This window comes from Arthrobacter sp. ISL-85, from assembly GCF_018613675.1.
GTDB lineage: Bacteria > Actinomycetota > Actinomycetes > Actinomycetales > Micrococcaceae > Arthrobacter.
The window spans coordinates 1-21,957 of the sequence record NZ_JAGGPQ010000013.1; the positions used below are offsets into that span (position 1 = coordinate 1).

The 21,957-nt window shown below is 66.6% G+C and carries 21 protein-coding genes; 5 read left to right on the forward strand and 16 right to left on the reverse strand.

Annotation, left to right across the window (positions count from 1 at the left end; genetic code table 11):
- From J7I84_RS10445 to J7I84_RS10480, 8 genes are all read right to left on the reverse strand, one after another.
- Positions 1–667 (reverse strand): amino acid permease (locus J7I84_RS10445; protein WP_214944234.1); only part of this gene is annotated, 667 nt, incomplete at its 3' end.
- Positions 668–710: 43 nt separating this feature from the next.
- The gene (locus tag J7I84_RS10450; protein ID WP_214944236.1) at positions 711–2,132 is read right to left on the reverse strand and encodes an aspartate ammonia-lyase; all 1,422 of its coding nucleotides are present in this window, start codon (positions 2,130–2,132) and stop codon (positions 711–713) included.
- A gap of 7 nt (positions 2,133–2,139) precedes the next feature.
- Positions 2,140–3,201 (reverse strand): asparaginase, encoded by a 1,062-nt coding sequence (locus J7I84_RS10455; protein WP_214944242.1) that lies wholly within the window; start codon positions 3,199–3,201, stop codon positions 2,140–2,142.
- A 30-nt stretch (positions 3,202–3,231) separates the two neighbouring features.
- Positions 3,232–3,939, reverse strand: a complete 708-nt coding sequence (locus J7I84_RS10460; RefSeq protein WP_214944244.1) for a FadR/GntR family transcriptional regulator — start codon at positions 3,937–3,939, stop codon at positions 3,232–3,234.
- Positions 3,940–3,981: 42 nt separating this feature from the next.
- Positions 3,982–4,632, reverse strand: coding sequence for a DedA family protein (locus J7I84_RS10465; RefSeq protein ID WP_214944245.1), 651 nt, complete (start codon positions 4,630–4,632; stop codon positions 3,982–3,984).
- A 9-nt stretch (positions 4,633–4,641) separates the two neighbouring features.
- Entirely contained in the window at positions 4,642–5,400 is a 759-nt protein-coding gene (locus J7I84_RS10470; RefSeq protein ID WP_251046451.1) for a phosphatase PAP2 family protein, read from the reverse strand.
- Positions 5,401–5,482: 82 nt separating this feature from the next.
- Positions 5,483–6,100 (reverse strand): uracil-DNA glycosylase, encoded by a 618-nt coding sequence (locus J7I84_RS10475; RefSeq protein WP_056332119.1) that lies wholly within the window; start codon positions 6,098–6,100, stop codon positions 5,483–5,485.
- A gap of 127 nt (positions 6,101–6,227) precedes the next feature.
- The gene (locus tag J7I84_RS10480; protein WP_214944247.1) at positions 6,228–7,109 is read right to left on the reverse strand and encodes a cytochrome c oxidase assembly protein; all 882 of its coding nucleotides are present in this window, start codon (positions 7,107–7,109) and stop codon (positions 6,228–6,230) included.
- 142 nt (positions 7,110–7,251) lie between these two features.
- Between J7I84_RS10480 and J7I84_RS10485 the strand changes: the two genes are divergently transcribed.
- Positions 7,252–7,776 carry a hypothetical protein gene (locus J7I84_RS10485; RefSeq protein ID WP_214944249.1) on the forward strand — a complete coding sequence of 175 codons (525 nt, stop codon included), beginning with the start codon at positions 7,252–7,254 and terminating at the stop codon, positions 7,774–7,776.
- Positions 7,777–7,790: 14 nt separating this feature from the next.
- On the opposite strand, the gene J7I84_RS10490 is transcribed toward J7I84_RS10485, so the two are convergent.
- The 5 genes from J7I84_RS10490 to J7I84_RS10510 all read right to left on the reverse strand — a co-directional run bounded on the left by J7I84_RS10490 (position 7,791) and on the right by J7I84_RS10510 (position 11,989).
- A complete protein-coding gene (locus tag J7I84_RS10490) occupies positions 7,791–8,174 on the reverse strand; it encodes an RNA-binding S4 domain-containing protein (protein WP_214944251.1) in 384 nt (127 codons plus the stop codon).
- A 35-nt stretch (positions 8,175–8,209) separates the two neighbouring features.
- Positions 8,210–9,337 (reverse strand): sulfite oxidase, encoded by a 1,128-nt coding sequence (locus J7I84_RS10495; RefSeq protein ID WP_214944253.1) that lies wholly within the window; start codon positions 9,335–9,337, stop codon positions 8,210–8,212.
- Positions 9,338–9,424: 87 nt separating this feature from the next.
- Positions 9,425–10,294, reverse strand: a complete 870-nt coding sequence (locus J7I84_RS10500; RefSeq protein ID WP_214944255.1) for an SDR family oxidoreductase — start codon at positions 10,292–10,294, stop codon at positions 9,425–9,427.
- The gene (locus J7I84_RS10505; protein ID WP_214944257.1) at positions 10,295–11,299 is read right to left on the reverse strand and encodes an aldo/keto reductase family protein; all 1,005 of its coding nucleotides are present in this window, start codon (positions 11,297–11,299) and stop codon (positions 10,295–10,297) included.
- Between the two features lie 39 nt (positions 11,300–11,338).
- The gene (locus J7I84_RS10510; protein ID WP_214944259.1) at positions 11,339–11,989 is read right to left on the reverse strand and encodes a hypothetical protein; all 651 of its coding nucleotides are present in this window, start codon (positions 11,987–11,989) and stop codon (positions 11,339–11,341) included.
- A gap of 163 nt (positions 11,990–12,152) precedes the next feature.
- Here J7I84_RS10510 and J7I84_RS10515 point away from each other — a divergent pair, with 163 nt between their 5' ends.
- Complete coding sequence (locus tag J7I84_RS10515) at positions 12,153–12,521, forward strand: YchJ family protein (protein ID WP_214944286.1); 369 nt, start codon at positions 12,153–12,155, stop codon at positions 12,519–12,521.
- Here the strand turns inward: J7I84_RS10515 and J7I84_RS10520 are convergent, their stop codons facing one another.
- The 3 genes from J7I84_RS10520 to J7I84_RS10530 form a co-directional block, all read right to left on the reverse strand.
- Entirely contained in the window at positions 12,522–13,382 is an 861-nt protein-coding gene (locus J7I84_RS10520; RefSeq protein WP_214944261.1) for a TIGR04086 family membrane protein, read from the reverse strand. It abuts the gene before it with no gap.
- A gap of 64 nt (positions 13,383–13,446) precedes the next feature.
- Positions 13,447–15,447: an acyl-CoA dehydrogenase family protein gene (locus J7I84_RS10525; protein WP_214944263.1), complete on the reverse strand. Its 2,001-nt coding sequence runs from the start codon at positions 15,445–15,447 to the stop codon at positions 13,447–13,449.
- Between the two features lie 61 nt (positions 15,448–15,508).
- On the reverse strand, positions 15,509–15,811 hold the full coding sequence (locus J7I84_RS10530; protein ID WP_214944265.1) for a hypothetical protein: 303 nt from the start codon (positions 15,809–15,811) through the stop codon (positions 15,509–15,511).
- A 270-nt stretch (positions 15,812–16,081) separates the two neighbouring features.
- On the opposite strand from J7I84_RS10530, the gene J7I84_RS10535 reads away from it, so the two are divergent.
- The 3 genes from J7I84_RS10535 to J7I84_RS10545 are packed head-to-tail and all read left to right on the forward strand — an operon-like array spanning position 16,082 to position 21,952.
- Positions 16,082–17,539, forward strand: a complete 1,458-nt coding sequence (locus J7I84_RS10535) for a DUF3375 family protein (RefSeq protein ID WP_214944267.1) — start codon at positions 16,082–16,084, stop codon at positions 17,537–17,539.
- Positions 17,532–18,494, forward strand: a complete 963-nt coding sequence (locus tag J7I84_RS10540) for a DUF4194 domain-containing protein (RefSeq protein WP_251046454.1) — start codon at positions 17,532–17,534, stop codon at positions 18,492–18,494. The genes J7I84_RS10535 and J7I84_RS10540 overlap by 8 nt, the downstream gene beginning before the upstream one ends.
- The gene (locus J7I84_RS10545) at positions 18,491–21,952 is read left to right on the forward strand and encodes an ATP-binding protein (protein WP_214944268.1); all 3,462 of its coding nucleotides are present in this window, start codon (positions 18,491–18,493) and stop codon (positions 21,950–21,952) included. Before J7I84_RS10540 ends, J7I84_RS10545 begins: the two co-directional genes overlap by 4 nt.
- Positions 21,953–21,957: the final 5 nt, after the last annotated feature.

Genomic DNA, 21,957 nt, shown 5'->3' on the forward strand with positions numbered 1-21,957 from the left:
AGATCCCGCCGTTGTCCGAGAGAAGGCTGATGCCGACCTGCTGGCCGTGGACGGGGGTGCCGAAGATGACGAAGTAGGTGCCGATGATGAGGAACGCGACGAGGGCGGCGACCTTGATCAGGGCGAACCAGAATTCCATTTCGCCGAAGACTTTCACGGAGACCAGGTTCAGGGCCAGGACGACGATGAGGGCGGTCAGGGCCCAGGCCCACTGCGGGACGTCGGCCATCCAGGGGATGTAGTTGCCGAAGAAGTGCATGTAGAGGGCGGCGGCGGTGATGTCCACGATGGTGGTGGTGGCCCAGTTGATCCAGTAGAACCAGCCCGAGACGAACGCGGCTTTTTCGCCGAAGAATTCGCGGGCGTAGGAGACGAAGGAGCCCGAGGAGGGCCGGTGCAGGACCAGTTCGCCCAGGGCGCGCAGGATCAGGAACGCGAAGAACCCGCACACGGCGTAGGCGATGACCAGGGACGGGCCGGCGGCGTTGAGCCGGCCGCCGGCGCCGAGGAACAGGCCGGTGCCGATCGCACCGCCGATCGCGATCATCTGGATCTGCCGGGGCTTGAGGTTCTTGTGGTAGCCCTTGTCCTCCGCGTGCAGGGAGGTCTCGGACGCATGCGCATGACCACCATCAATCAAGTGGTCAGGAATGGGGGTATTTGTCATGGGGGGTGTCCTTACAAACGGGGTGTTGGGGGACGGATGGGGACTACTTGCTGAGGTTCGCGAGGCGTTCGGGGCTCAGGAGTTCCTGGAGTTGGGCATCGGTGAGGAGCCCGTGTTCGAGGACCAGTTCGGCCACGCCCTTGCCGGTAGCAAGTGCTTCCTGCGCGATGGCAGTGGCGGTGGCATAGCCCAGGTGGGGATTCAATGCGGTGACCAGGCCGATGGATTGCTCCACGGTACGGCGCAGGTGTTCGGTGTTGGCGGTGATTCCGCGGATGCAGCGGGCCGTAAGGGTGCGGCAGGCTGCCTCCAGGTGGGAGATGCTCTTGTGGAGGCTGTGGACAATGATCGGTTCGAAGGCGTTGAGCTGCAGCTGCCCCGCTTCGGCGGCCATGGTGATGGTGACGTCGTTGCCGATCACCTCATAGGCCACTTGGGAGACCACTTCCGGGATGACCGGGTTGATCTTGCCGGGCATGATGGAGGACCCGGACTGCACAGCCGGCAGGTTGATTTCACCAAAGCCGGCGCGGGGGCCGGAGGAGAGCAGCCGCAGGTCGTTGCAGATCTTGGACAGTTTGACCGCCACGCGCTTGAGGACGCCGGACAGGTGCACGAAGGCGCCCACATCCTGCGTGGCTTCGATGAGGTCGACCGCGGTGACCAGAGGCAGCCCGGTGATCTCCGCAAGGTGCCGGCAGGCTGTTTCGGCGTAGCCGGCCGGGGCGTTCAGGCCGGTGCCGATGGCGGTGGCGCCGAGGTTGATCTCGTGGATCAGCAGCTCGGCCTCCGCCAGGCGCAGGCGGTCCTCGCCGATGGTCACGGCGTAGCTGCCGAACTCCTGGCCCAAGGTCATGGGCACTGCGTCCTGCAGCTGGGTGCGGCCCATTTTTACCACGGTGCGGAATTCCATGGCCTTGGCAGCGCAGGCATCCTCGAGTTCTTCGAGTGCTGCCAGCAGTTCCCGGGCGGCGAAGATGGTGCCCAGTTTCACGGCCGTGGGGTACACGTCGTTGGTGGACTGGCTGAGGTTGACGTGGTCGTTCGGGTGCAGCCGCGCATAGTCGCCCTTGGGGTGTCCCAGGATTTCCAGCGCCCGGTTGGCGATTACCTCGTTGGCGTTCATGTTCGACGACGTCCCGGCGCCGCCCTGGACAACGTCCACCACGAATTGGTCGGCAAGCCGTCCGGCCAGGACGTCCAGGCATGCCTGTTCGATGGCCTCGGCGCGTTCGGCGTCCAGCAGGCCGAGCTCACGGTTGGTGCGGGCGGCCGCCAGTTTTACGGCGGCAAGGCCGCGGACCAGGTGCAGGTTGGAGGACAGCTTCTGCCCGGTGATGGGGAAGTTCTCCACGGCGCGGAGCGTATGCACCCCCCAGTAGGCGTGCGCGGGGATGTCCCGGTCGCCGAGCAGGTCGTGTTCGGACCGGACCTGTGCGGGTACGGCGGTTTCGATGGTAGTCATGGTGTCCTTACAGGGCTTCGTTGACGGGTGCGGACAGTTGGTTCAAAAAGTCGGTGGCCAGCAGCCGGCCCACCTCGTGGCCGCCGCCCAGCACCGGGGAGGTGGCGATGCCGGCGAGCGGCTCGGTGTCCACATCCAGCGCATCCAGCAGGCGGACGGTGGCGGGCATCCGGGCGCGGTCGCCGCCATCGGAAATCTTGACGGCCACAGCCCCGCCGTCGGCGAGGCCCACCAGTTGCACGCCCTCGAAGCCGTCCTTGGCCACGGCGCCGGGCAGCAGGCGCATCAGTTCGGTGACGTCACGGCCCTCGCCGGCCACCATCTGGGGGTGCTGCTGCATGGCGAGCCCGACGGCGGCTTCCGCGCCTCCGGAACCCGGCCCGCCGTCGTCGTCCGCGGCCGCCTGGGCGATGCGGCCAAAAGCGCGGGCCATGCCGCTCAGTGTGAGGGCGAACAAGGGGGTGCCGCAGCCATCCGTGCTCACCGCGGCCGGCTCCTCGCCGGTCAGCTCGATGACCGTTTGCGCCACGAGCTGCTGCAGCGGGTGGGAGGGAGCCAGGTAGCCCCGCACGGGCCAACCGTTGATCACGCAAGTGGCCACCATGGCAGCGTGTTTTCCCGAGCAGTTCTGGGTGATCTGCGTGGGGCTGCCGCCGTTGCGAAGCCAGTCCTCGCGCTCGGCGGGGCCGTAGGGGAGGTCCTTGCTGTTTTCGAGGTCGCCGGCGGCGAGTCCGTGCAGTTCGAGGATGCGGAGCGCGCCATCCCGGTGCGCTGCGGCGCCCGAGTGGCTTGCGGCGGCCAGCGCCAGGAGATCTGCGGGAAGTTCAAGTCCTGCCCGGACCATTGCCACTGCCTGGAGGGGCTTGAGCGCGGACCGCGGGTAGAACGGTGCCAGGGGGTCCCCTGCAGATGCCGCCATTGAACCGTCAGCCGCAAGGGCAACCGCTGAGCCGTAGTGGACACTCTCCACCAGGCCGTCACGGATGGCGGCGACCAGTGGGGCGTGCTGCGGCAGGGTCAGGCCGGCCGGGGCAGCGGTGTGGGCAGCGGAAAACACGGGGGATGGCATGGGGTCCTTGGAAGGGTTGGTTGGATCTTGCTAGCTGTTGAGGATGGAGTCCAGGGCTGCGCCCACGGCTTCGAGGTGGTGGGCCATGGCGATGCGGGCCTTTTCCGCAGAGCCGGTCTCGATGGCGGAAAGGATCTGCTGGTGCTCAAGATCGGAAGCGTGCTGGCGGTCCGCCACCATATTCAGCGTCTCGGACTGGTGCGCCAGCGCGTCCCGGATGTCAGCCACGACGCTCGCGAACACCTTGTTGCCGCTGGCGCGGGCGATGGCGGCGTGGAAGCTGGAATCAAGGGCCACCCAGGATTCGGGGTCCGTTTCGGTGGCCATGGCGCCCATGATGTGGCGGAGGGTGTCCAGTTCCTCGTCCGTCCGCCGCTCTGCGGCCAGCCCGGCGGCGGGAATTTCGATGTGCGGGCGGGCTTCGGTAAGGTCGCGGGCGGAGTACTGCCCAAGGGTGAGGTCATTGGCCACCTTGCTGGCAATGACAAAGGTACCCTTGCCTGTCCGGGTGACCGTCAGGCCCAGGGCGGTGCAGGAGCGGAGGGCTTCCCGGATCACCGAGCGGCTCACCCCGTACTGCTGCGCGAGGGTTGCCTCCGAGCTGAGCTTGCTCCCCACCGGGAAGCTGCCCGACTCGATGTCCCCGCGGATGGCGTTGAACACCGCCTCGGCGGCGCTCAACCGCGCGAGGGGACGGAATGCAGGCTGTCCTGCTGTCCGGCTGTCTGACAGGTTCACGCCTTAAATATGGCACTGGTCACAGTCGCTGTCAAACTCTTCCTATGAATTCGGGGCCCTGTCCTGCCGCCGGTTGGCCGCGCGCCGATGCTGCTGACGCCGCCGGGAGCGGAAGTGCCAGGCGATGAGTGCCGCCACTGCCACTGCGGCGATCACGATGGCGAGCTCCTGTCCCACCGCCTTGGCGGTGGCCTCGTAGGAGTTTCCGGCGAGGAAACCCAGCAGCACGAAGCCGATGCCCCAGACCAGGCCCCCGGCAGCGTTGTAGGCAAAGAACCTCCCGTAGGGCATGCGGGACGTACCCGCCAGGGCGGGCATGACGGCGCGGAAGAAGGCGGTGAAGCGGCCCAGGAACACTGCCGAACCTCCCCTGCGGCGCAGGAGGTCCTGGGCGTTCTCCAGCTTCGAAGCGTGGCGGGCAAGTGCCCTGGTCTTCACGATGCGGCTGCCCAGGTGCTTTCCCACCTCGTAGCCAACGGTGTCGCCAATGATCGCGGCGCCCACCACGAGGGCCATCATGACGCCCAGCTGAACTTCTCCCCGGCTGGCCACCACTCCGCCCAGGACGGCGGCGGTTTCACCGGGGATCACGAAGCCGACAAACAGGGCGTCCTCGGCAAACACCAGGCAGAAGACGGCGATGTACGCCACGAGCGGGCTGACGTTCAGGAGGCCGTCAATGAAGCCCGTCATGGCGGCAGCTCAGGCCTGTGGAGCCGGGATGGGGCCGAATTTGGCCAGGAACGGTATCCGGCCCAGCAGTGCCAGGCCGAACCGGTTCCACGCGCCGGTCAGGAACGCCGCGCCGGTGGCTGCGGTGAGGAACGACGCCGTGACATCCGTTGGGTAGTGCACGCCGAGGTAGACGCGCGAGAATGCGACCACAACCGCCACGACGACGCCGAGAATGGCCGCGGGCCGCTGGCACCTGGTGCCGCGGGCCAGAAGGAAGACGGCGATGGCCAGTGCGGAGGCCAGGGCGACGTGGCCGCTGGGGAAGCTGTCCGTGCCGGGTTCGGGGATCAGGGGGTTGAACAGTGCGGTGGAGTCGGGGCGGTGCCGCGCCACCAGGATCTTGAACAGTTCGCTGCTCACCCAGCCGCCGGCAGCCACCAGTCCTGTCGCGACCGCGTTGACGGGGCTGCGGCGCACCAACAACAGGTAGAGGCACAGGGCGGCGATCATCAGCACGCCTCCCGCAGGGCTGAACACCACGTTGATGATCATGGCCGCGCCCGTCAGGGGCGCGGTATGGTCATGGCTCAGCTCGGCATCTACGGACATGTCCGCCGAGGTCAGGGCGGGGATGAACCGCAGGGCCAGGCCGGCGGCCACAATCAGGACAGCCGCGGTGAGCGGCGCGGCGATCCAATGCCTAAGCTGGGGGAGGGAGGCCATTCGAACGGCCGCGGCCTCCGTTGGGGATGCTGCTTCGGGGGAACGGTTGGTGTGGAACGTCAAGGTTCAGCCTGGTTCTTTTGCCGGTCAGGGTACCTACGAGTATGCGCCTGCGCTGCTGAAAGAAACCTGTGAAACCGTTCCGCTAGAGGTGCTGGATGCCTGCCCGCTGCATCGCGTCACGGTAAGTGTCCACGCTCTTGGCCAGGAGCTCTTCCTGCTTGGCCTCCGAAACCGCGAAGGCCCTGCCGCCAAGGGCGGAGGCCTTGTAAATTTTGATGCCGGCGTTCTTCAGCGATGAGTGATAGGTCTTCTCGAACAGGGTCAGGAACGTGGACGCGTCGGTACCGTGGGCGATGATCGCCGAAACACGTGAGTTGATTTTGAGGAACTGGCGGAAGGGGCGGAGACCGTCGGTCTTTTCCTGGACACTCAGCGCTGACGGGCTGCCACTTTCGCGTACCCAGGGGTAGGCATTCCAGGGCATGACGTAGCGGGGGTCCAGTTCAGCGAGCTCGTAGATCTGGGTGGCGCGGCGGGCCGCTTCGTCGTCGTTGTTGTGGGAGACAAATCCGGACTCGGTCCCCTTGCCGGGGCTGGCCTGGAGGCTGATGATCCTGCACTCATCTTCGTCGTGGACTGGGTCGATATAGGGGACGGTGGAACCGGGCTTCTTTTCCATCAGTTCGTCGCAAAGCTGGGTTACCTTCGCGATATTCGGTTCCTGTAGCAGGGCCTTTTTTTCGTCCCAATCAATCGTCACGATTTCTCCCTTGGCAGCGAGGCGTCCAGAATCAGGCGTCCTATGTCACTCTACGCTTCCCCCGGAGGGGTGGGCACATTGGATTTCGCGTTACCCTTCCAGACACCCCGCCGGGGACGCCTGCCAATTAGTGCCGCCCGCGCAGGTGCTGGTTTTGGAGTTCGTCGAGTTGCTCATCGGTCAGCTCATCGAAGGCGCCGGCTTCCCTCTTGTCGCTGCGGGAGAAGCGGATGAACATGAGGATGATCAACGGCAGGTCCAACACCTCGCAGATGAACCACAGCAAATTGCCCGCGAACTGTTGGTCCTGGAGAGCGTCCCGGAACCACCACTGGGGATTGGGAACGGACATCACGTGGTCGAGGACCTGGCCGTTGAGGCTCAGCAGGATGCCGGGGACCGCGTCGATCAGCAATTCGATGAACACGAACATGAATTCAAGGGTCAGGTATGCGCTGGACCGCTGGAAGTCGGACTCTTCAATGATGGGCAGTGCCATCAGCATGCCGAGCAACGGCACTGCAATGGTAAGGACCGCGCCCGCTATGGGATCAGTCCGTAGCGTGAAGAAGGCCGGGGTGAGGAAAGTGGAGAAGAGCGCCAAGCCCAGCAGAGGTGCGCCGAATGAATTGCTGACGAACCGCACCGGCCGGCTGGACAGGACTGCATCCAAAGCTGCTGTCCCCCCGGGCGCCAATGCTGCCCGCGCGAGGGTCAAGGGTTTGCCCAGGCCGATGAGCAGCGGGACAACGAAAAGCAGCAGCGAAATCTTGATGGTGAAAGCCCACCGTTGGTGGGGGCTGTATACGCCGGTGAAGCCGCAGGTCAGGACCACGAACGAGCCCAGGCCCAGGACGTAGAACGCGGCAGCGCGCCAGGCCGGCCATCGGTTTCCACCCCGTGTGGCGGATCGGATTCCCAGCGCGTACAGGACACCTGCCACGACGACGAAAGTCGCGGCGGCCCAGTCAATCTGCCAGGAGGAAAGAAGGATCTCAAGGGGTGGCACGCGCCAAGGATAGCCGCCGTTCCTGAGAACTGCATGATCAGGGGTGCCTCAACAAGGGTTAGTTCGGCACATTCAACCGTCCTCTGTACTACTGCCGCCGCCCCAAAACCGCGCGGTCCAAGGACATGCTGTTCAATGGATTATGCAGTTCACCAGGAAGGGCCTGAAGGCCGAAGGCTTCGCCGGCTTCCGGCTTGTCCGGGACCTGGAGGCCATGCGGATTCCGCAGGGAACCGGTCTCTTCGCGATCGTGGCTCCGGACGGTTTCCAGCCGCGCTTTCTCCCGAAAAGCACCGCTGGGGTTTTCAAGAAGAAGGACCCGTCCCTCACCGCAGCCGCGCTGGCCGCCGAATGGGTGGACGCCGCCGTCGTTCTCTACGTGGGAAAGGCAGGGCCTGGAAGCAAAGGTAACCGGGGGCTCCGGCGCCAGATCCAGGAGTTTGTGGACTTCGGGCAAGGAAAGCCGCCGGGGCACTGGGACGGGCGGCCAATATGGCAGCTTTCCGACGCCGGATCACTGGCCATTGCGTGGAAAGAACTTCCGGCGGAGCAACTGAACGAGGCAGAAGCCGTTTACCACGCAGCTTTCGTGGAGGAGTTCGGTCGCTTGCCGTTCGCCAACCTCGTGCAGGCACGCACCAAGGCCCGCACCAAGGCCGGCACCTGACGCCCGAGTGCCTGTCAGGCAGGCCCCCGCAATCGATCCATCTCGCGGCGGTCCTTCTTGGTGGGCCGGCCGGCGCCCCGGTCCCGTTGCGGCAATCCAAGCGCCGGAAGAACGGGCCGCGGGGGAGTGTGGTCGGTAAAACAGTGAGACGCGGCTTCAGCACCCACGCGCTTGGCAATCAGCCGCCGCACCTCGAGGACGCGCTCGTACCCGGGCATGCGGACGGTGACCGTATCGCCGGTGACCAGGGAGGCCGACGCCTTGGACGGGCTGCCGTTAAGCCGGACGTGCCCTGCGCGGCAGGCAGCAGTGGCGGCGGACCGGGTCTTATAGGCACGGACGGCCCACAGCCAGGCATCGATCCGGACGCTGGCGGGGGAGGCGGGGAGACTGGTCATGATTGGCACCGAGTATAGCCCCGGGGCCTGCAACTTCACTCCACACTCACGCTCACCCGCTGCACCACGTTGTTGCCCATCCCCTGGTAGTTCCAGTTCTGCTCCAGGGGCTGGGTAGCGCCCGTGATGTCCGTGGCGCGGCAGGCCAGGACGTGCCCGCCGGTGCTGGCCACCCAGGGCAGACTCCACCTCCGCCACGCATAGCCGCCGAGGGGCTTGTCCAGATGGGCAGGCAGCCACGTGCCGTCAATCCCCACCTCCACGGCGGTCACGGCGCCTTCCCCGGACCATGCCCTGCCTTCCAGCATCACCGGGCCCGCGGGCAGGAAACGCTCCCGGGTGAAGAAGTCGGGGACCCCCGGCGGAACCATCAGCGAACGCACCCTGATCCGCGAAACCGGGCTGCCGGCGTCGTCCGCGGAACCCTGATAGCGGTAGGCGACGGCCTGCTGGAACCCGGCGAAGGGCCCCTTCACCACCTCAATGGACTCCAGCCACTTCACACTGGCCATCCCGTACCAGGCCGGGACTACCAGCCGCAGCGGATAGCCGTGCTGAGGCGGCAGGTCGGCGCCGTTCATTTTGTAGGCAAGGACGACGTCGGGACGCAGCGCCTCGCGGATCGGCAGGCTCCGCGCGTACTGCTGGGGGACGCCGCCCTGCACTCCGGCATCGGCCCCGGTGAAGACCACCTCCACCGCGTCCGGCAGAACACCAGCCTTGCCCAGGAGATACGCCAGCGGCACCCCGGTCCAATGCGCCGTGCCTACGGCCTCAAGGACCCAGGGCTGGCTGGGCGGCCGTGGCTCCAGGAGTGACCTGCCGTTGCCTGCGCACTCGAGGGTAACGGGAATTGTGATGGCCGGGTCCCTGCGAAGCGCCGCCATGCTCAGTTCCAGGGCTCGCTCCACCGCACCGCCGATCCGCAGGTGCCAGGGAGAGGCGTCCAGGTCAGGAATGTCGAAGTGCGCCAGGACGTAGTGAAGGCCTGGCGGGGTGACCTCGCGATGGAGCGCCTCCAGCGGCATGGAATGGTTGCGGGCGGCGAGCTGCAGCTCCTCCCGGGTGAGCGGTCCGGACGTAGGCTGCGCGGCGGGAGACGGCGCCAATAGCTGTTCGGTCGCCGACTCCTGCCGGGTGGACTGCTGGTTGCTGTATTGCATGGCGGTGCGATTCTGCTCGGCGGACTAAGGACGCCCCCGCCACAGGTCTACGCCGGGCCCACCCGCCCGTCAACCAAGTTAAACCAGCTACAGCACCGCCCGGGTCAGGAACTCGGCGAGGCTGATGGGATCCTGCCCGGTCAGCCCATGGACGTCCGGCGAAAGCCCCGCCATTTCGCCCGCTGCCATGGCCGTATAGGTGCTGACCCACGCGTCCAGCTGCCACTGCGGTGCGCCGTAAGAGGCCCGTGACGCGTAGGCTTCCTCAATGGTTTCCGGCTGGTACCTGACGGTCCGCCCGGTCCCGGCACTCAGCACCCCGGCAGCCTGCGCCATGCTCAGTTCCTCCGGGCCGGTCAAGTTATAGGTCTTGCCCTTGTGGATGGCAGGATCCCTCAACACGGCATGGGCGCAGCGGGCAATGTCCTCCCGGGCCACCCCCGAGAAAACGCCGTCCCCGGCAGGCCCGCGGATCACGCCATCGTCCCCGGTCATCAGCGGCAGGAAGTCGAGGTAGAAGTTGTCGCGCAGGAAGGTGTACGCCATCCCGGACGCCTTGATCCGCTCCTCGGTGGCGTAGTGGTCCCTGGCCAGGGTGAAGGTGGCATCCGCCGCGGCCCCGTAGAAGGACGTGTACACCACGTGCTCCACCCCGGCGTCCGCAGCCGCATCCACGAACGCGTAATGCTGCTGCAGCCTGTCTTCGGCCTCCGCGGCAGACACCATGAACAGGACTTTCGCGCCCTCCAGGGCCTGCCGGGAGGCCGCGCCATCCCCGTAGGAACAGACCACCGCATGCGCGTCATCCAGCTGCGGGGCCCGCCCGGAATCGCGCACCAGCAGGCGCTGGGCGAAACCCGACGCGGCAAGCTGCCGCGCCACCATTCCGCCAAGGCCTCCGGTGGACCCGGTGACCGCAAGGTCCGGCAGGTCAGTCGGTTCCGACGGGGATGCCACTTACGCTTCCCGGGTGGCCGGCGACTTGGTCTGCGCGGGGTCGCGTTCTGCGAGGCCCCCGATGGCGTCGTCGATCCGCTTGAGGACCTCCGCCTCCAGCTTCACGCCAGCCGCGCCCACGCTGTCGGCGATCTGCTCGGGCCGGGACGCGCCAACAATGGCGGATGCCACGTTCGGGTTCTGCAGCACCCACGCAACGGCCAGCTGCGGCATGGACAGTCCAGCCTCCTGGGCAATCGGCTTCAGTTCCTGCACGCCTGCCAGGACGTCGTCGCGCATCCACCGCTGGATCATCTTGGCACCGCCCTTTTCATCCGTGGCGCGGCTGCCCTCGGGGGCCGGCTGGCCGGGCAGGTACTTGCCACTGAGGACGCCCTGGGCCATGGGTGACCAGACAATTTGGGACACGCCCAGCTCTTCGGACGCCGGGACCACCTCGGCCTCGATCACGCGCCACAGCACTGAGTACTGCGGCTGGTTGGAGATGAGCTGGAAGCCCAGTTCCTTGGACAGCTTGTGTCCCTCGCGGAGCTGCTCCGCTGTCCACTCGCTCACACCGATGTACAGCGCCTTGCCTTGGCGGACGATGTCCGCGAACGCCTGCATGGTTTCTTCCAGCGGTGTTTCGAAGTCGTAGCGGTGTGCCTGGTAAAGGTCGACGTAATCCGTCTGCAGCCGCCGCAGCGAGCCGTTGATGGATTCCATGATGTGCTTGCGGGAGAGGCCAAGATCGTTCTTGCCCTTGGGGCCGGTGGGGCCGAAGACCTTGGTGAAAATTTCGACGGATTCCCGGCGCTCGTCCTTCAGCGCCTGGCCCAGGACTGTTTCCGCGGCCGTGTTGGCGTAGACGTCTGCCGTGTCGAATGTGCTGATGCCGGCGTCGAGGGCCGCGCGCACGCACTGGGTTGCGACGTCGTTTTCCACCTGCGAGCCGTGTGTCAGCCAGTTGCCGAACGTGATTTCCGAGACTTTGAAGCCGCTGTTACCGAGGTATCTGAATTCCATGTGTTCACGCTAACCCAGATGGTTGCTCAGGGTAAGGGCTTAGCCATTCTCCTTGGGCTGCTCCTTGAGCACCTGCTGCGGGCCGGCCAGGGAAACGAGGGACCCGGTTTCCAGCGGCGGCAGCGGATGCAGCGGCTGGGGCTTCTTGAATGATCTCGGCAGTTCATGCGGCGGCCGGTGGTTGTGCAGGGCCGACTCCACCAGCGGAGCTACCTCGGAGACCTTGTCCGCAGGTACGGCTGGATCCGGGAGATCCCGCACCGACAGTTTGATTTCCGGCGCGGCTGCCCGCGCCCTGGCCTGGGCACGCTTATCGGCGTCGGCGACGGCGGAGGCCCAGTCCTCAGCGAGGACCGGAGGTTCGGGGCGGGCGGCAGCAAGCTTCGGGTGGCGTTCGACGGCGGTGCGGAGCGACTCTTTTACCCGGTCCGGCTTCAGCGCGGCGGCACGTTCCCGGAGAGGCTTGCGGGGACTGGCCTGCTTGGCGGGCACGGCGGCGAAACGGGTGGAATCCCGTTTGCCGGGAGCGCGCCCGAACAGGGTCATCAGCACGACGCCGGTAAGGCGCCCCAGGCCCGCAAGGACCAGGGTGATGACTCCGAGCAGGAAGAGGACCAGGAACATCAGGAGAGCCACACCCATAGTGCCCAGGAAGGTCAGATTGAGGACGAGGGTGTCCGGGTTCTCCACGTCTTCTCCTCTCTTCTGCCGGGGGCGCAAGCTCCGTCTCCACCTTACGGATTTTTGTCCGGCCATGCCCCGACGGGCAGGGTGGGGGAGCAGGTTGTAGCGAAGCTGTTACCCGATATGACAGCATCATCGGGTGACCGAATCGATTGCGTCTGCGAACTGCATGTGCCTGTCCGGTGAGCCGTATGCAGCATGCTGTGGCCGGTTCCATTCCGGCCGGGCGGAGGCGTCCACGGCCGAGCAGCTGATGCGGTCCCGCTACAGCGCGTTTGTCCGGTTGGATGGGGACTATCTGCTGCGCACCCACCACCCATCCACTGCACTTGCGGCCCTGGACCTGGACCCGGCCATGGAGTGGCGCCGCCTGGACATCGCGGCCACGAGGGGAGGAGGCCCCTTCGACACGAAAGGGACGGTTGAGTTCAAGGCCTACTACCGCCACGGCAAGGAGCGCGGCGTCCTGCATGAGAACAGCCGCTTCGTCCGGGAAGAAGGCAGGTGGCTTTACCTGGACGGCGACATCCTCGCCTGACTATTCCTCGTCGTCGTAAAACTCGCTGTCCGGCGTGAAGCCGGCACGGTCAACCCTACGGTGGAACCGCATGCCGGCCAGGCCGCCGAGCACCGCGCCCACCAGCGCCACAGCCGCCACCACGATCGCCGCGATGATGCTGGTGGTGGTCAGCTGTCCTTCATTGATGGGGATGCGCGGAAAGCTGTTCAGGCTGGCCAGGACATTGAACTGCTGCCCGGCCACCAGCCCCAGGATGGCCACCACAATGGCGGCGATCAGGGCCCAGATCCACACCATGAGCCCCTGCTTGGCGCCGTTGAAGCGGGCCATCCGCCCGGCCACGTAGCCGCCGCTGTAATAGGAGAGGAACAGGATCACCAGCAGGACAATGATGCCCACCAGGCCAACCGTGCCGCTGTTCTGCGCGGCCTGGTTCACGGCCTGGTTGACGTCGGTGTTGCTGGCAAGGCCCACGGCGGTCCCGGCGGCTGCCACCAGTGCGGTCAGCAGGACGGCCATCCCGGTGGCGGTCAGCCATCCGAAGAAGGCAGAGCCAACTTTGATGCCGCCGAAGCGCTCCTTTTGGCGTGCCACCGCTGTTTCCCGGTTGGCCAGCGTTGGGTCCGCCACCGGTTCCACTACGGGCGTCATCGCGGTCGGCGCAGGTTCGTATGTCCGCTCCGCCGAAGGCGCAACGCGGTCGCGGTCACGCTCACGCTCCCGCTCACGCTCCCGCTCCCCGGAACGGACCGGTGCCTGGTCCATCGAGCGCGTGGCGGCGTCGTCCGCGGCTCCCGCGCGGTAGCTTCCGTTGCGGGTGGTTTCATCCTCCCGGGCACGGCGGGGAGGCAGGTTCTCTGGGTCCGTTGAGCTGCTCATGGCTCAACTCAACCACCCGCCGCGGACGATAGCAAGCGTGCTTACTATTTTGTGACCTGCGGGTTTACCGGTATTTCCGGTGCAGGTCCTCCCTGGTTGACGGCCCATGCGAGGCATCGGCGATCCACGGACCGGTGCCTTCTGACTGGTCCAGCACCCCCGCCTCCAGCCAGGTGTAGTCACCGGCGAGGACCTTGCGCGTCAGAGCCTGGTCGGCGTCGTCCGTGTTCCGCCACAGCTGGTCAAAGTATTCGTCCACCCGGACCCTTGCCTGCTCGCAGTACGCATCGGCGAGCTCGTAGGCGCCGGCGGCTGTCCCCGGGGACGTCTTCAGGAGCATCTCCGCGCGGGAGCAGCATGCGGCCATGGCAAAAAGCTCGGCACCGATGTCCACTACGCGGCCCAGGAACGCCTGTTTGCGCTCAAGCTTGGCCTGCCACCGGCCCATGCCGTAGAAGGTCTGCCGTGCCAGCCGCCGCGACGAGCGTTCCACGAACCGGAGGTGCTTTGCCAGCCTGCCGAACTCCCCGTAGGAGCGCGGATCCATGCCGGCGCCGGCCACCAGCTTGGGCAGCCACTTGGCATAAAAGCCGGAGGCGCCGACGGCGGCCTTCGCCTTGTCGGCCAGGCTCGCGTCCAGGGACGCAAGATCGCCCGCGGCGGCAAGGTGCGCGTCCACCGCTTCCCGGGCAATCAGCAGCCGCATGATTTCGGAAGAGCCCTCGAAGATCCGGTTGATCCGGAGGTCCCGCAGCTGCTGCTCGGCAGGCACGGCGCGTTCCCCGCGCGCCGCCAGCGAATCGGCGGTTTCGAACCCGCGTCCGCCCCTGATCTGGACCAGCTCATCCGCTATCCGGCAGCTGATCTCCGTGGCCCAAAGCTTTGCGAGCGCGGCTTCGATGCGGACGTCCTTCTGCCCGGCATCGGCAAGTTCCCCGGACAGTTCAAACACGGCGTCCAGGGCAAAGGCAGAGGCGGCGATGAAGGCAATCTTCTTGCCCACGGCTTCATGTTCGCCTACCGGCCGGCCCCACTGGGTGCGGGCTTGGGACCACTCGCGGGCAATCTTCAGGCTCCAGCGCCCGGACGCCACGCACAGCGCCGGCAGCGCGAGCCGGCCGGTGTTGAGCGTGGTGAGCGCGATTTTCAGGCCCTGCCCCTCGCGCCCCAGCCTGTTGGCGGCCGGCACCCGCACCTGATGAAAGCGGGTCACCCCGTTTTCAATGCCACGCAGGCCCATAAAGGCGTTGCGGTTCTCCACCGTGATCCCCGGAGAGTCCATCTCCACGACGAAGGCGCTGATCCCTCCCTTGTGCGCCGTGCCGTCCGCGTCGGTGTGCGCCGGAACCACGGCCATCACCACCACGAGCTCGGCGATCACCCCATTGGTGGTCCAAAGTTTCACGCCGTCCAAAAGGTACGCGTCGCCGTCGTCCGTTGGCGTTGCCGTGCTGCCCAGCCGGGCCGGATCGCTCCCCACGTCCGGCTCGGTGAGGAGGAAGGCGGTGATGGCGCCGGCGGCACAGCGCGGCAGGTACTCGCGCTTCTGTTCCGGCGTGCCAAAGACCTTGACCGGCTCCGGCACGCCGATGGACTGGTGGGCGGAAATAAGGGCGCCCAGGCTGGGGTGCACGCTGCCCAGCAGGGCAAGCGCCCGTCCGTAGTACACCAATGACAGGCCCAGGCCGCCGTATTCCTCCGGGATTTTCATGCCGAAGACGCCCAGGTCCGCCAGGCCCTTGATGTAGTCGTCCGGGATCTTTGCTTCCCGTTCGATGACGCGCCCGGACATGGTCCTTGCGAACTCCGTGAGGCGCGACATGAACTCCTCGCCCCGCTCCACCGAGGCGGGATCCGCGGCGGGCCACGGGTGGACCAGGTCCAAGTCGAAGCTGCCCAGGTAGAGGCCCTTGGCGAAGCTGGGACGGTCCCAGCCGGATTCCCGGGCCGCCTCGGCGACGGCCCGGGCATCTTCGGCGGTAGCCCCGGCGCCGATGTTGCCGGCGGGGACGGGGGATTCTTCCGCCAGGGCGTCTTTGGCCTGGCTGTCAGTTGCGGAGGTCATGGGTTATCTCCTTGGCCGGATTGGCCGGTGTAGCCATGGATCCGCCGGGTTGGAGAACCCTTCAGCTGTCCCTCAAGATTACCCGCGGGTAGGTTCCGGTGCTAGGGGAAGGCTGGCCCTGGAAGTCGCCGGGGAGCTCCACGGTGGAGGCGCGGTGGACCAGCTTGTCCCATCCCGAGTTGATGCCGTGGACAACCGCCAGGAGCGTATTGGCCAGCACCATCCAGGTGAGCTTTCCTGCGCCGAGTACTGCCAGGGCAATCAGGCCTGCAGTCATGACGAACACGGCCAAAATTGCGCCAAATACCAGTGTCCCGATGAAGACCAAGGTGGCTGTTTCCACTGAGCTTAGATCGAACTGCATGAATCCCCCTGCTGCGACGTTGCTGTGCGAAAGACTGCGTGGTGAAGACCAGTAGCAGAAGCGTAGGGGGACAGCTGCGCGTCCAGCCAGACCCGGCACGGGCACCGGCGCCTGTTGATACGGGATCGAAACACTACCGGCAGGTAGGTCACGAAGCGGTCGCGGCAGCCTGCGTTAACCTTGTAGTTGGCAGTTTTCCGGTCCGGCCACTTCGGACCGCCCTGCCCAGCCCCACGGAACAGTCCACAGCCAACAGCCCAAGGAGAGTGTGTGCCCCGCTCCGCCAGGTCATCCGCTGACGCCATCAGCGCCAGGCTCCGGGACCTCGAACTCCTCACCAAGGGGCCTGCCTGGGCTTTGACGCGTTCGGCGCCCTGGGTGATTGCGGTGCTCCAGGCTTCCTTCACCCGCACCCGGCCGCAGGTTCCGCTTGAGGAATTCCACGCCGACGTCGACACCTTCCTTGAGGAGCTGCGGCGCCAGGATCCCGGGCTGGGAGGAGGGGCCAACGGAAAGGCTTTTGGTGACGAATGGACCCGGCGGCAGTTCCTGACCCGCCGGAACCAGTCAGGCCAGATTGTCTATGAGGCAACCGAGCCCGCAGCCCGCGTGCTCGCTTTCCTGGACAGCCTCTCCAATGAGAGGTCCACCCTGAACGGTTCCCGCCTGGGCACCCTGCTGGGTGACGTCGAGAAGCTTGCCAACGAGACCAACCCGGACCAGAGCGCCCGCCTGGAAGCCCTCGAGGAGGAAATCGAAGAGCGGCAGCAGCTCATGCAGGACATCAGCACCGGGGAGTTCGACGGCCTGCTCGACGACGACGAGGCGGTGGAAGCTGCCGGAAACATCCTGGACCTGGCCGCAAGCCTTCCGGCGGACTACAAAAAAATGCGTGACCGCATCGAAGAACTGGTGGGCGGGCTCCGCAACCAGATCATCGAGGAGTCCCTCACCAAGGGCGCCACCATGGCCCAGGTCCTGGAGGCCGACAGGCGGCTCCGCCAAAGCCCCGAAGGCAGGACGTTCCGGTCCTTCACTGCATTCCTGGAGGATCCGCAGCAGCAGCTTCGGTTCCGGTCGGCCATCGGCGAGGTGCTGAGCCGCCAGTTCGCGGACGATCTCTCGCCGGAGGACCGGGAGACGCTGAAGAACCTGGTGGCAGAACTCCGCCAGCAGCACAGCCAGATCCAGCGCATCTACGGCAAACTCAGCGAAAGCCTCAACACCTACGTGCAGAGCGACGACTTCCGCCAGTCGGTCCGGCTTCGGCAGGTCCTGCGCGAAGCCGAGCAGGCCATCCGGTCCCTCCCGTACGAGCGTGAACTCCCCGGCCTGGTTCCCGGACCGGTCCTGTACAACGCCGGCTTCGAGTCACTGTCCATGGTGAAGCTCTTCGATCCCGACGAGTTCGCTGCGCCGCCCCGCCTGGCCGATCCCATCGCCTTCACCGACTCTGACCGGGTGCGCTCGCCGAGGACCGGCAAGGCCAAACCCTCGGTAGTCAGGGCCGCCATGGCAGGAGCCGCAACCCTTGCCGATGCCTGGCAGCAGCTGCCGCCCGAAGAGCAGCACATCAACACCATCCGCGCCCTCCTGTCCGAAGCCCTGCACGCCGGGGCAGACTTCGACCGCGGCGCCTGGGATGGCCTGGACTTCGAACAGATAGACGGCTCCACCCGCAAGGCCTACCTGCCGGTGGTCACGCTCGCAAAGGATTCAGATGACTGAGGTTACACACGTCAACGGGCTCGACGAGGCGGAGGACATCCAGCCTGAAACCGGGCCGACGCCGGCGGCCGGGCGCCCGTTCACCACCTCTCCCCGGGACACTTTCGTCGACGGCGCCGCCCTGTTCCCCGGCGACACCGGGGTCCTGTCAATGAAGGTCCGCCAGGCCCTGGTGAAGCTCCTCAAAGGCCCCTACATCGACGGCGGCCGGGACGAGAAGCTGTGGACAGTGCTGCTGGACAACCAGGTGATCCTGCGCAGCCGCCTTTCCGAGCTGTTCCTGACCCTGCAGCTGGACCATGAGCGGAAGATCGCCGTCCTGCGTCCCGTGGATCCGGAGGTGATTGGCGGCAGCACCCGCTCCAGTATCCTGCGCCAACAGCGCGCCCTCAGCCGCGTGGAAACCATCGTGCTGCTCCGCTTGCGCCTGTTGCTGGACCGGCACGTCACGGCCCAGACCGATCCCACCATTACCCGCGAGGAAATCACGGACCTGGTGGCGCACTACCAGCCCGCCGGTCAGCAGGACGCCCTCCGCGACTCGGACGTGGTCACCCGCGCCATCACCAAGCTCCTGGCCCGCCAACTCCTGCTCCCCACCGGCCTGGACGACGTCTACACCATCTCCAACGCCCTGCCCCTGGCCCTGCCATTCGAAAACATCGGCGACATCCCCGCCCACATCGAAGCCCTGGTAGCGGCCTCAGCAGACGCCACCGGCACAGAAGCGATGCTGGACCTGGACACGGACAGTGGTGCCGAGGACGACGACGCCGATGCCGCCCCTGGTGACGTAGCGAAAGCCGGAGCGGTGGATGCCGGCCCGGGAGTGGCACCGGGCCTGTCGGAGCCGCGCGCTGGGCTGATCGAAGATCAGCCCAGCGGCGAAGGGGCGGGGCCGGCATCCACCGCGGAGGCGTACGCAACCACAGCTAAGGAAGAGGACGCCAAGTGAGTATCGCGAGCATGCTTCCGTTAGGCGATGTCACCAACCCCGGGCAGATGCGGCTTGCGTTGGTGCAGGTGGTCAACTGGGGGACGTTCCATGGGGCGCACACGATGCACGTGGACCGTAACGGGACGCTGCTGACGGGTAACTCCGGCGTGGGCAAGTCCACGCTGTTTGATGCGATGCTGCGGGTGTTCGATGCCCGGCCCCGGTCCAATGAGGCGGCGGCGCAACGTTCGGGTGCCGTGGAGGACAAGCGGACCACGTTCACGTACATGCGCGGCAAGGTGGGGGACAAGGCCGTGGGGGAGGGGTCGGCGAGTGCGTTCCAGCGCCCGGGTGCCACGTGGTCCGCCGTCGCCTTGACGTTCGATAACGCCGCCGGCACGCGGGTGACGGTGTCGGCGCTGTTCGACCTGCCGAAGAACGGCACCGAGTCCAGCGTGGGCCGGTTCTACCTGATCGACAACGTGCCCCTGGACCTGGAAGCGGTGGAGGGCATCGCTGACAAGCGTTTCACCAAGGGTGCGCTGGAGACGCTCTTCCCGCACGCGCAGGTGTTCGACGTCCACAAGGCGTTCGCGGAGCGGTTCCGGCGCCTGCTGGGGATCAGCTCGGACCAGGCGCTGCCCCTGCTGCGCGTGATCCAGGCCGGAAAGGGGCTGGGCGGCAGCGTCAACACCTTCTTCCGCGACCAGGTCCTCGACGCGCCGGCAACGCTGGCCGCTGCGGACGACGTGGTGGAGGAGTTCAGCAACTTGATGTCCATCCGTCAGCGGCTGGAGGACGTCCGGCAGCAGCGCGACCAGCTGGCGCCCGTTCCAGGCATGAACAAGGAGTACGCGCAGTCGCTCCTGGACGCGAACGGGCTCCGGGAGCTGGTGGGCGGGGAATTCGAGGCCTACAAGCAGCAGCTTGCCGTTACAGTCCACCAAAAGACGCTGGCACGGTTCCGCGAGCTGGCACAGGTGAAAGCCAAGGAGCTCGGCGCCGAGCGCACGGTCCGGGACGGCCTGGCCAAGGAACTGCGGCAGCTGGAGACCGAGTACAACAACCAGGGCGGGAACGCGATCTCCGCGATTGAACAGTCGCTGGAGAACGCCCGGGTGGGCCTTAAGCTGCGCCAGCAGGTGGAGGAGGCGGCCCAAAAGGCACTGGCCGACGCCGGGCTGCAGCTTGAGTGGAGCGCCGCCGGCTGGGAGCAGGCCCACGAGCAGGCGGCGGCCCGCTCGGCTGAGCTGCAGGATGATTCGCAGGCCCTCCAGGAGCTGCGCTTCGAGGCGTTTGACGCGCACGCCACCCGGAAACGCGAACTGGCCGCGGCTGAGCAGGAACTTGTCTCACTGAAGACGCGCAAGTCCCTGCTGCCGCCGTCGAGCATTGAAAACCGCGCCGCCATTGCCGCCGCAACCGGCATCCCCGAGGACCGGATGCCCTTCGCCGGCGAGCTCATGGACCTTGCCGACGGGGAGGAACGGTGGCGCCCCGCTGCCGAACGCGCGCTCCGAAGCCTGGCCACCACTTTGCTGGTGCCAGGTGAGCACTTCGGCGCCGTGACCCGCTACCTCAACGGCCACAACGTCCGTGGTGCCCTCCGCGCAGTGGACGTCTCCAAGCCGCTCGCCGGCGGCGCGCTCGCCGTGGAGGACGTGCGCGACGGCGACCTGCTCACCAAGCTGGACATCCTCGCCTCGGGCGCGGCTGCCGAGGCCGGCGAATGGGTCCGCGAGCGCATCGCCCTGGACTTCGCCTACCCCTGCGTGGAGGACCCGGACGAGCTGGCCACTCTGGACAAGGGCCTCAGCCTGGGCGGCGTGGTGAAACGCAACAGGCACACGGTGGAAAAGGACGACCGCTTCACCAGCCGGCAGGACTACGTCCTGGGCTTCGACAACGCGGCCAAGCTGGAACTCGTGGCCGGGCAGGTGGCGGACCTCCGGCAGGAAGTGGCCAAGGCCGCCGAGCTGGCGCAGAGCCGTGAGGACTCGCACCAGGGCATGAGCCGGCAGCTCGATGCGTTGCGGCGGATCGCGGAAGACGACCGCCCCTGGGAACAGGTGTCGGCCGCGGTGGCTGCCGACGAGCTCGCCCGGATCGAGCAGCGGCTCAAGGACGCCCTTGCCGCACAGGCCGATCTGGAACCGTTGCGCGCCACCATCGAGGAGGTCCGGCAAAAGCATCAGTCCAGCACCGAGTCCGCGGCGGTGCTGCAAAGCGAGTACAAGGCGCTCGACCGCCAGCTGACAGCTGCCGACACGCTGCTGGAAGCCGCACGTGACCGCCTGGCCCAGGCTCCGCCGTCGGACGCCACCGTGAAAGCCCTGGAACCCTACTTCGCTGACTTCGGGGATATCACGGAGATGCACGAGCTGGACAATCTGGCCAACCGGGTCCGGACCGCCCTGCTGGGCGAACTGCACGGCGCGGAATCCCGGGGACAGGCCACGGCCGAGCGGCTCACCCGCATCTTCGAAGGGTTCGTGCGCGAGTGGGGCAGCGCCATCTCGGCGGACCACGGCACCAGCATCGGCGCGGCCAGCGAGTTCGAGGCCCGCTACCACGCGATCGTGAACGATGGACTGCCCGCCCAGGAGGCAGAGTTCCGGCAGTTCTTCAACCAACGTACACACGAGTCGTTCAGCACCCTGCTGCACCTGTTGGACGAGGAACGCCGCTCCATCACCAGCCGCATCCTGCCCCTGAACGGCATCCTTTCGCAGGTGAACTTCCACGAAGGCAGCTACCTGGAGCTGGACATCAAGCAGACACTGCCGCCCACGGCCAAGCAGTTCAAGGACGCCATCCAGAACGCCTTGAAGGCCCGCCACACCCGGCCGGCGAAGGCGGAGGCCCCCCGTCCAGAGGGTGCCGCCCCGGACAGGGACGACGACGGCGAGCTCACCGCCCGCTACAAGTCCCTGGAAACCCTGGTCAAGAGGCTCGGCTCCCAGGCACCCGAGGACCGGCGCTGGCGGGCCGAGGTGCTGGACGTGCGCGGGCATCTGTTCATCCAGTGCAAGGAGCACCGGGAGGTCACAGGTCCACGTGGCGGCAGGAAGACCGAGGTGTTCATGCATGCCGATACCGGCTCCATGTCCGGTGGGGAGCGCCAGCGGTTCACCGCGTTCATCATGGCCGCGGCCCTGAGCTACCAGCTGGGGATCGCAGAGCAGGGCTTCACCACTTACGGCACCGTAATGATGGACGAGGCCTTTGTTCTCGCCTCGGAGGAGTTCGCTGGTGCCGGGATCAAGGCGCTGCACGAATTCGGATTCCAACTGCTGCTGGCGGCTCCCGAAAACGTGATCGACCTGTCCCGGCACCTGGGCTCGGTCACGGAAATCCTCCGCGACCGGCGCACCAACCGCTCCGGGGTCCTCACCGCGCCGGTCATCCGGCCCCGCCCGGGCGAGGAAGGGGCCTGGCGGTCCGAGGCGAATCCGGTGGACATCGTCCTGCGGTAACCGCA

Excerpts from the sequence above, each read along its gene's own strand:
- J7I84_RS10450 (WP_214944236.1), bottom strand. The coding sequence starts at position 2,132 with ATGACTACCATCGAAACCGCCGTACCCGCACAGGTCCGGTCCGAACAC.
- J7I84_RS10455 (WP_214944242.1), bottom strand. The coding sequence starts at position 3,201 with ATGCCATCCCCCGTGTTTTCCGCTGCCCACACCGCTGCCCCGGCCGGC.
- J7I84_RS10465 (WP_214944245.1), bottom strand. The coding sequence starts at position 4,632 with ATGACGGGCTTCATTGACGGCCTCCTGAACGTCAGCCCGCTCGTGGCG.
- J7I84_RS10485 (WP_214944249.1), top strand. The coding sequence starts at position 7,252 with ATGCAGTTCACCAGGAAGGGCCTGAAGGCCGAAGGCTTCGCCGGCTTC.
- J7I84_RS10490 (WP_214944251.1), bottom strand. The coding sequence starts at position 8,174 with ATGACCAGTCTCCCCGCCTCCCCCGCCAGCGTCCGGATCGATGCCTGG.
- J7I84_RS10495 (WP_214944253.1), bottom strand. The coding sequence starts at position 9,337 with ATGCAATACAGCAACCAGCAGTCCACCCGGCAGGAGTCGGCGACCGAA.
- J7I84_RS10505 (WP_214944257.1), bottom strand. The coding sequence starts at position 11,299 with ATGGAATTCAGATACCTCGGTAACAGCGGCTTCAAAGTCTCGGAAATC.
- J7I84_RS10515 (WP_214944286.1), top strand. The coding sequence starts at position 12,153 with ATGTGCCTGTCCGGTGAGCCGTATGCAGCATGCTGTGGCCGGTTCCAT.
- J7I84_RS10520 (WP_214944261.1), bottom strand. The coding sequence starts at position 13,382 with ATGAGCAGCTCAACGGACCCAGAGAACCTGCCTCCCCGCCGTGCCCGG.
- J7I84_RS10525 (WP_214944263.1), bottom strand. The coding sequence starts at position 15,447 with ATGACCTCCGCAACTGACAGCCAGGCCAAAGACGCCCTGGCGGAAGAA.
- J7I84_RS10530 (WP_214944265.1), bottom strand. The coding sequence starts at position 15,811 with ATGCAGTTCGATCTAAGCTCAGTGGAAACAGCCACCTTGGTCTTCATC.
- J7I84_RS10540 (WP_251046454.1), top strand. The coding sequence starts at position 17,532 with ATGACTGAGGTTACACACGTCAACGGGCTCGACGAGGCGGAGGACATC.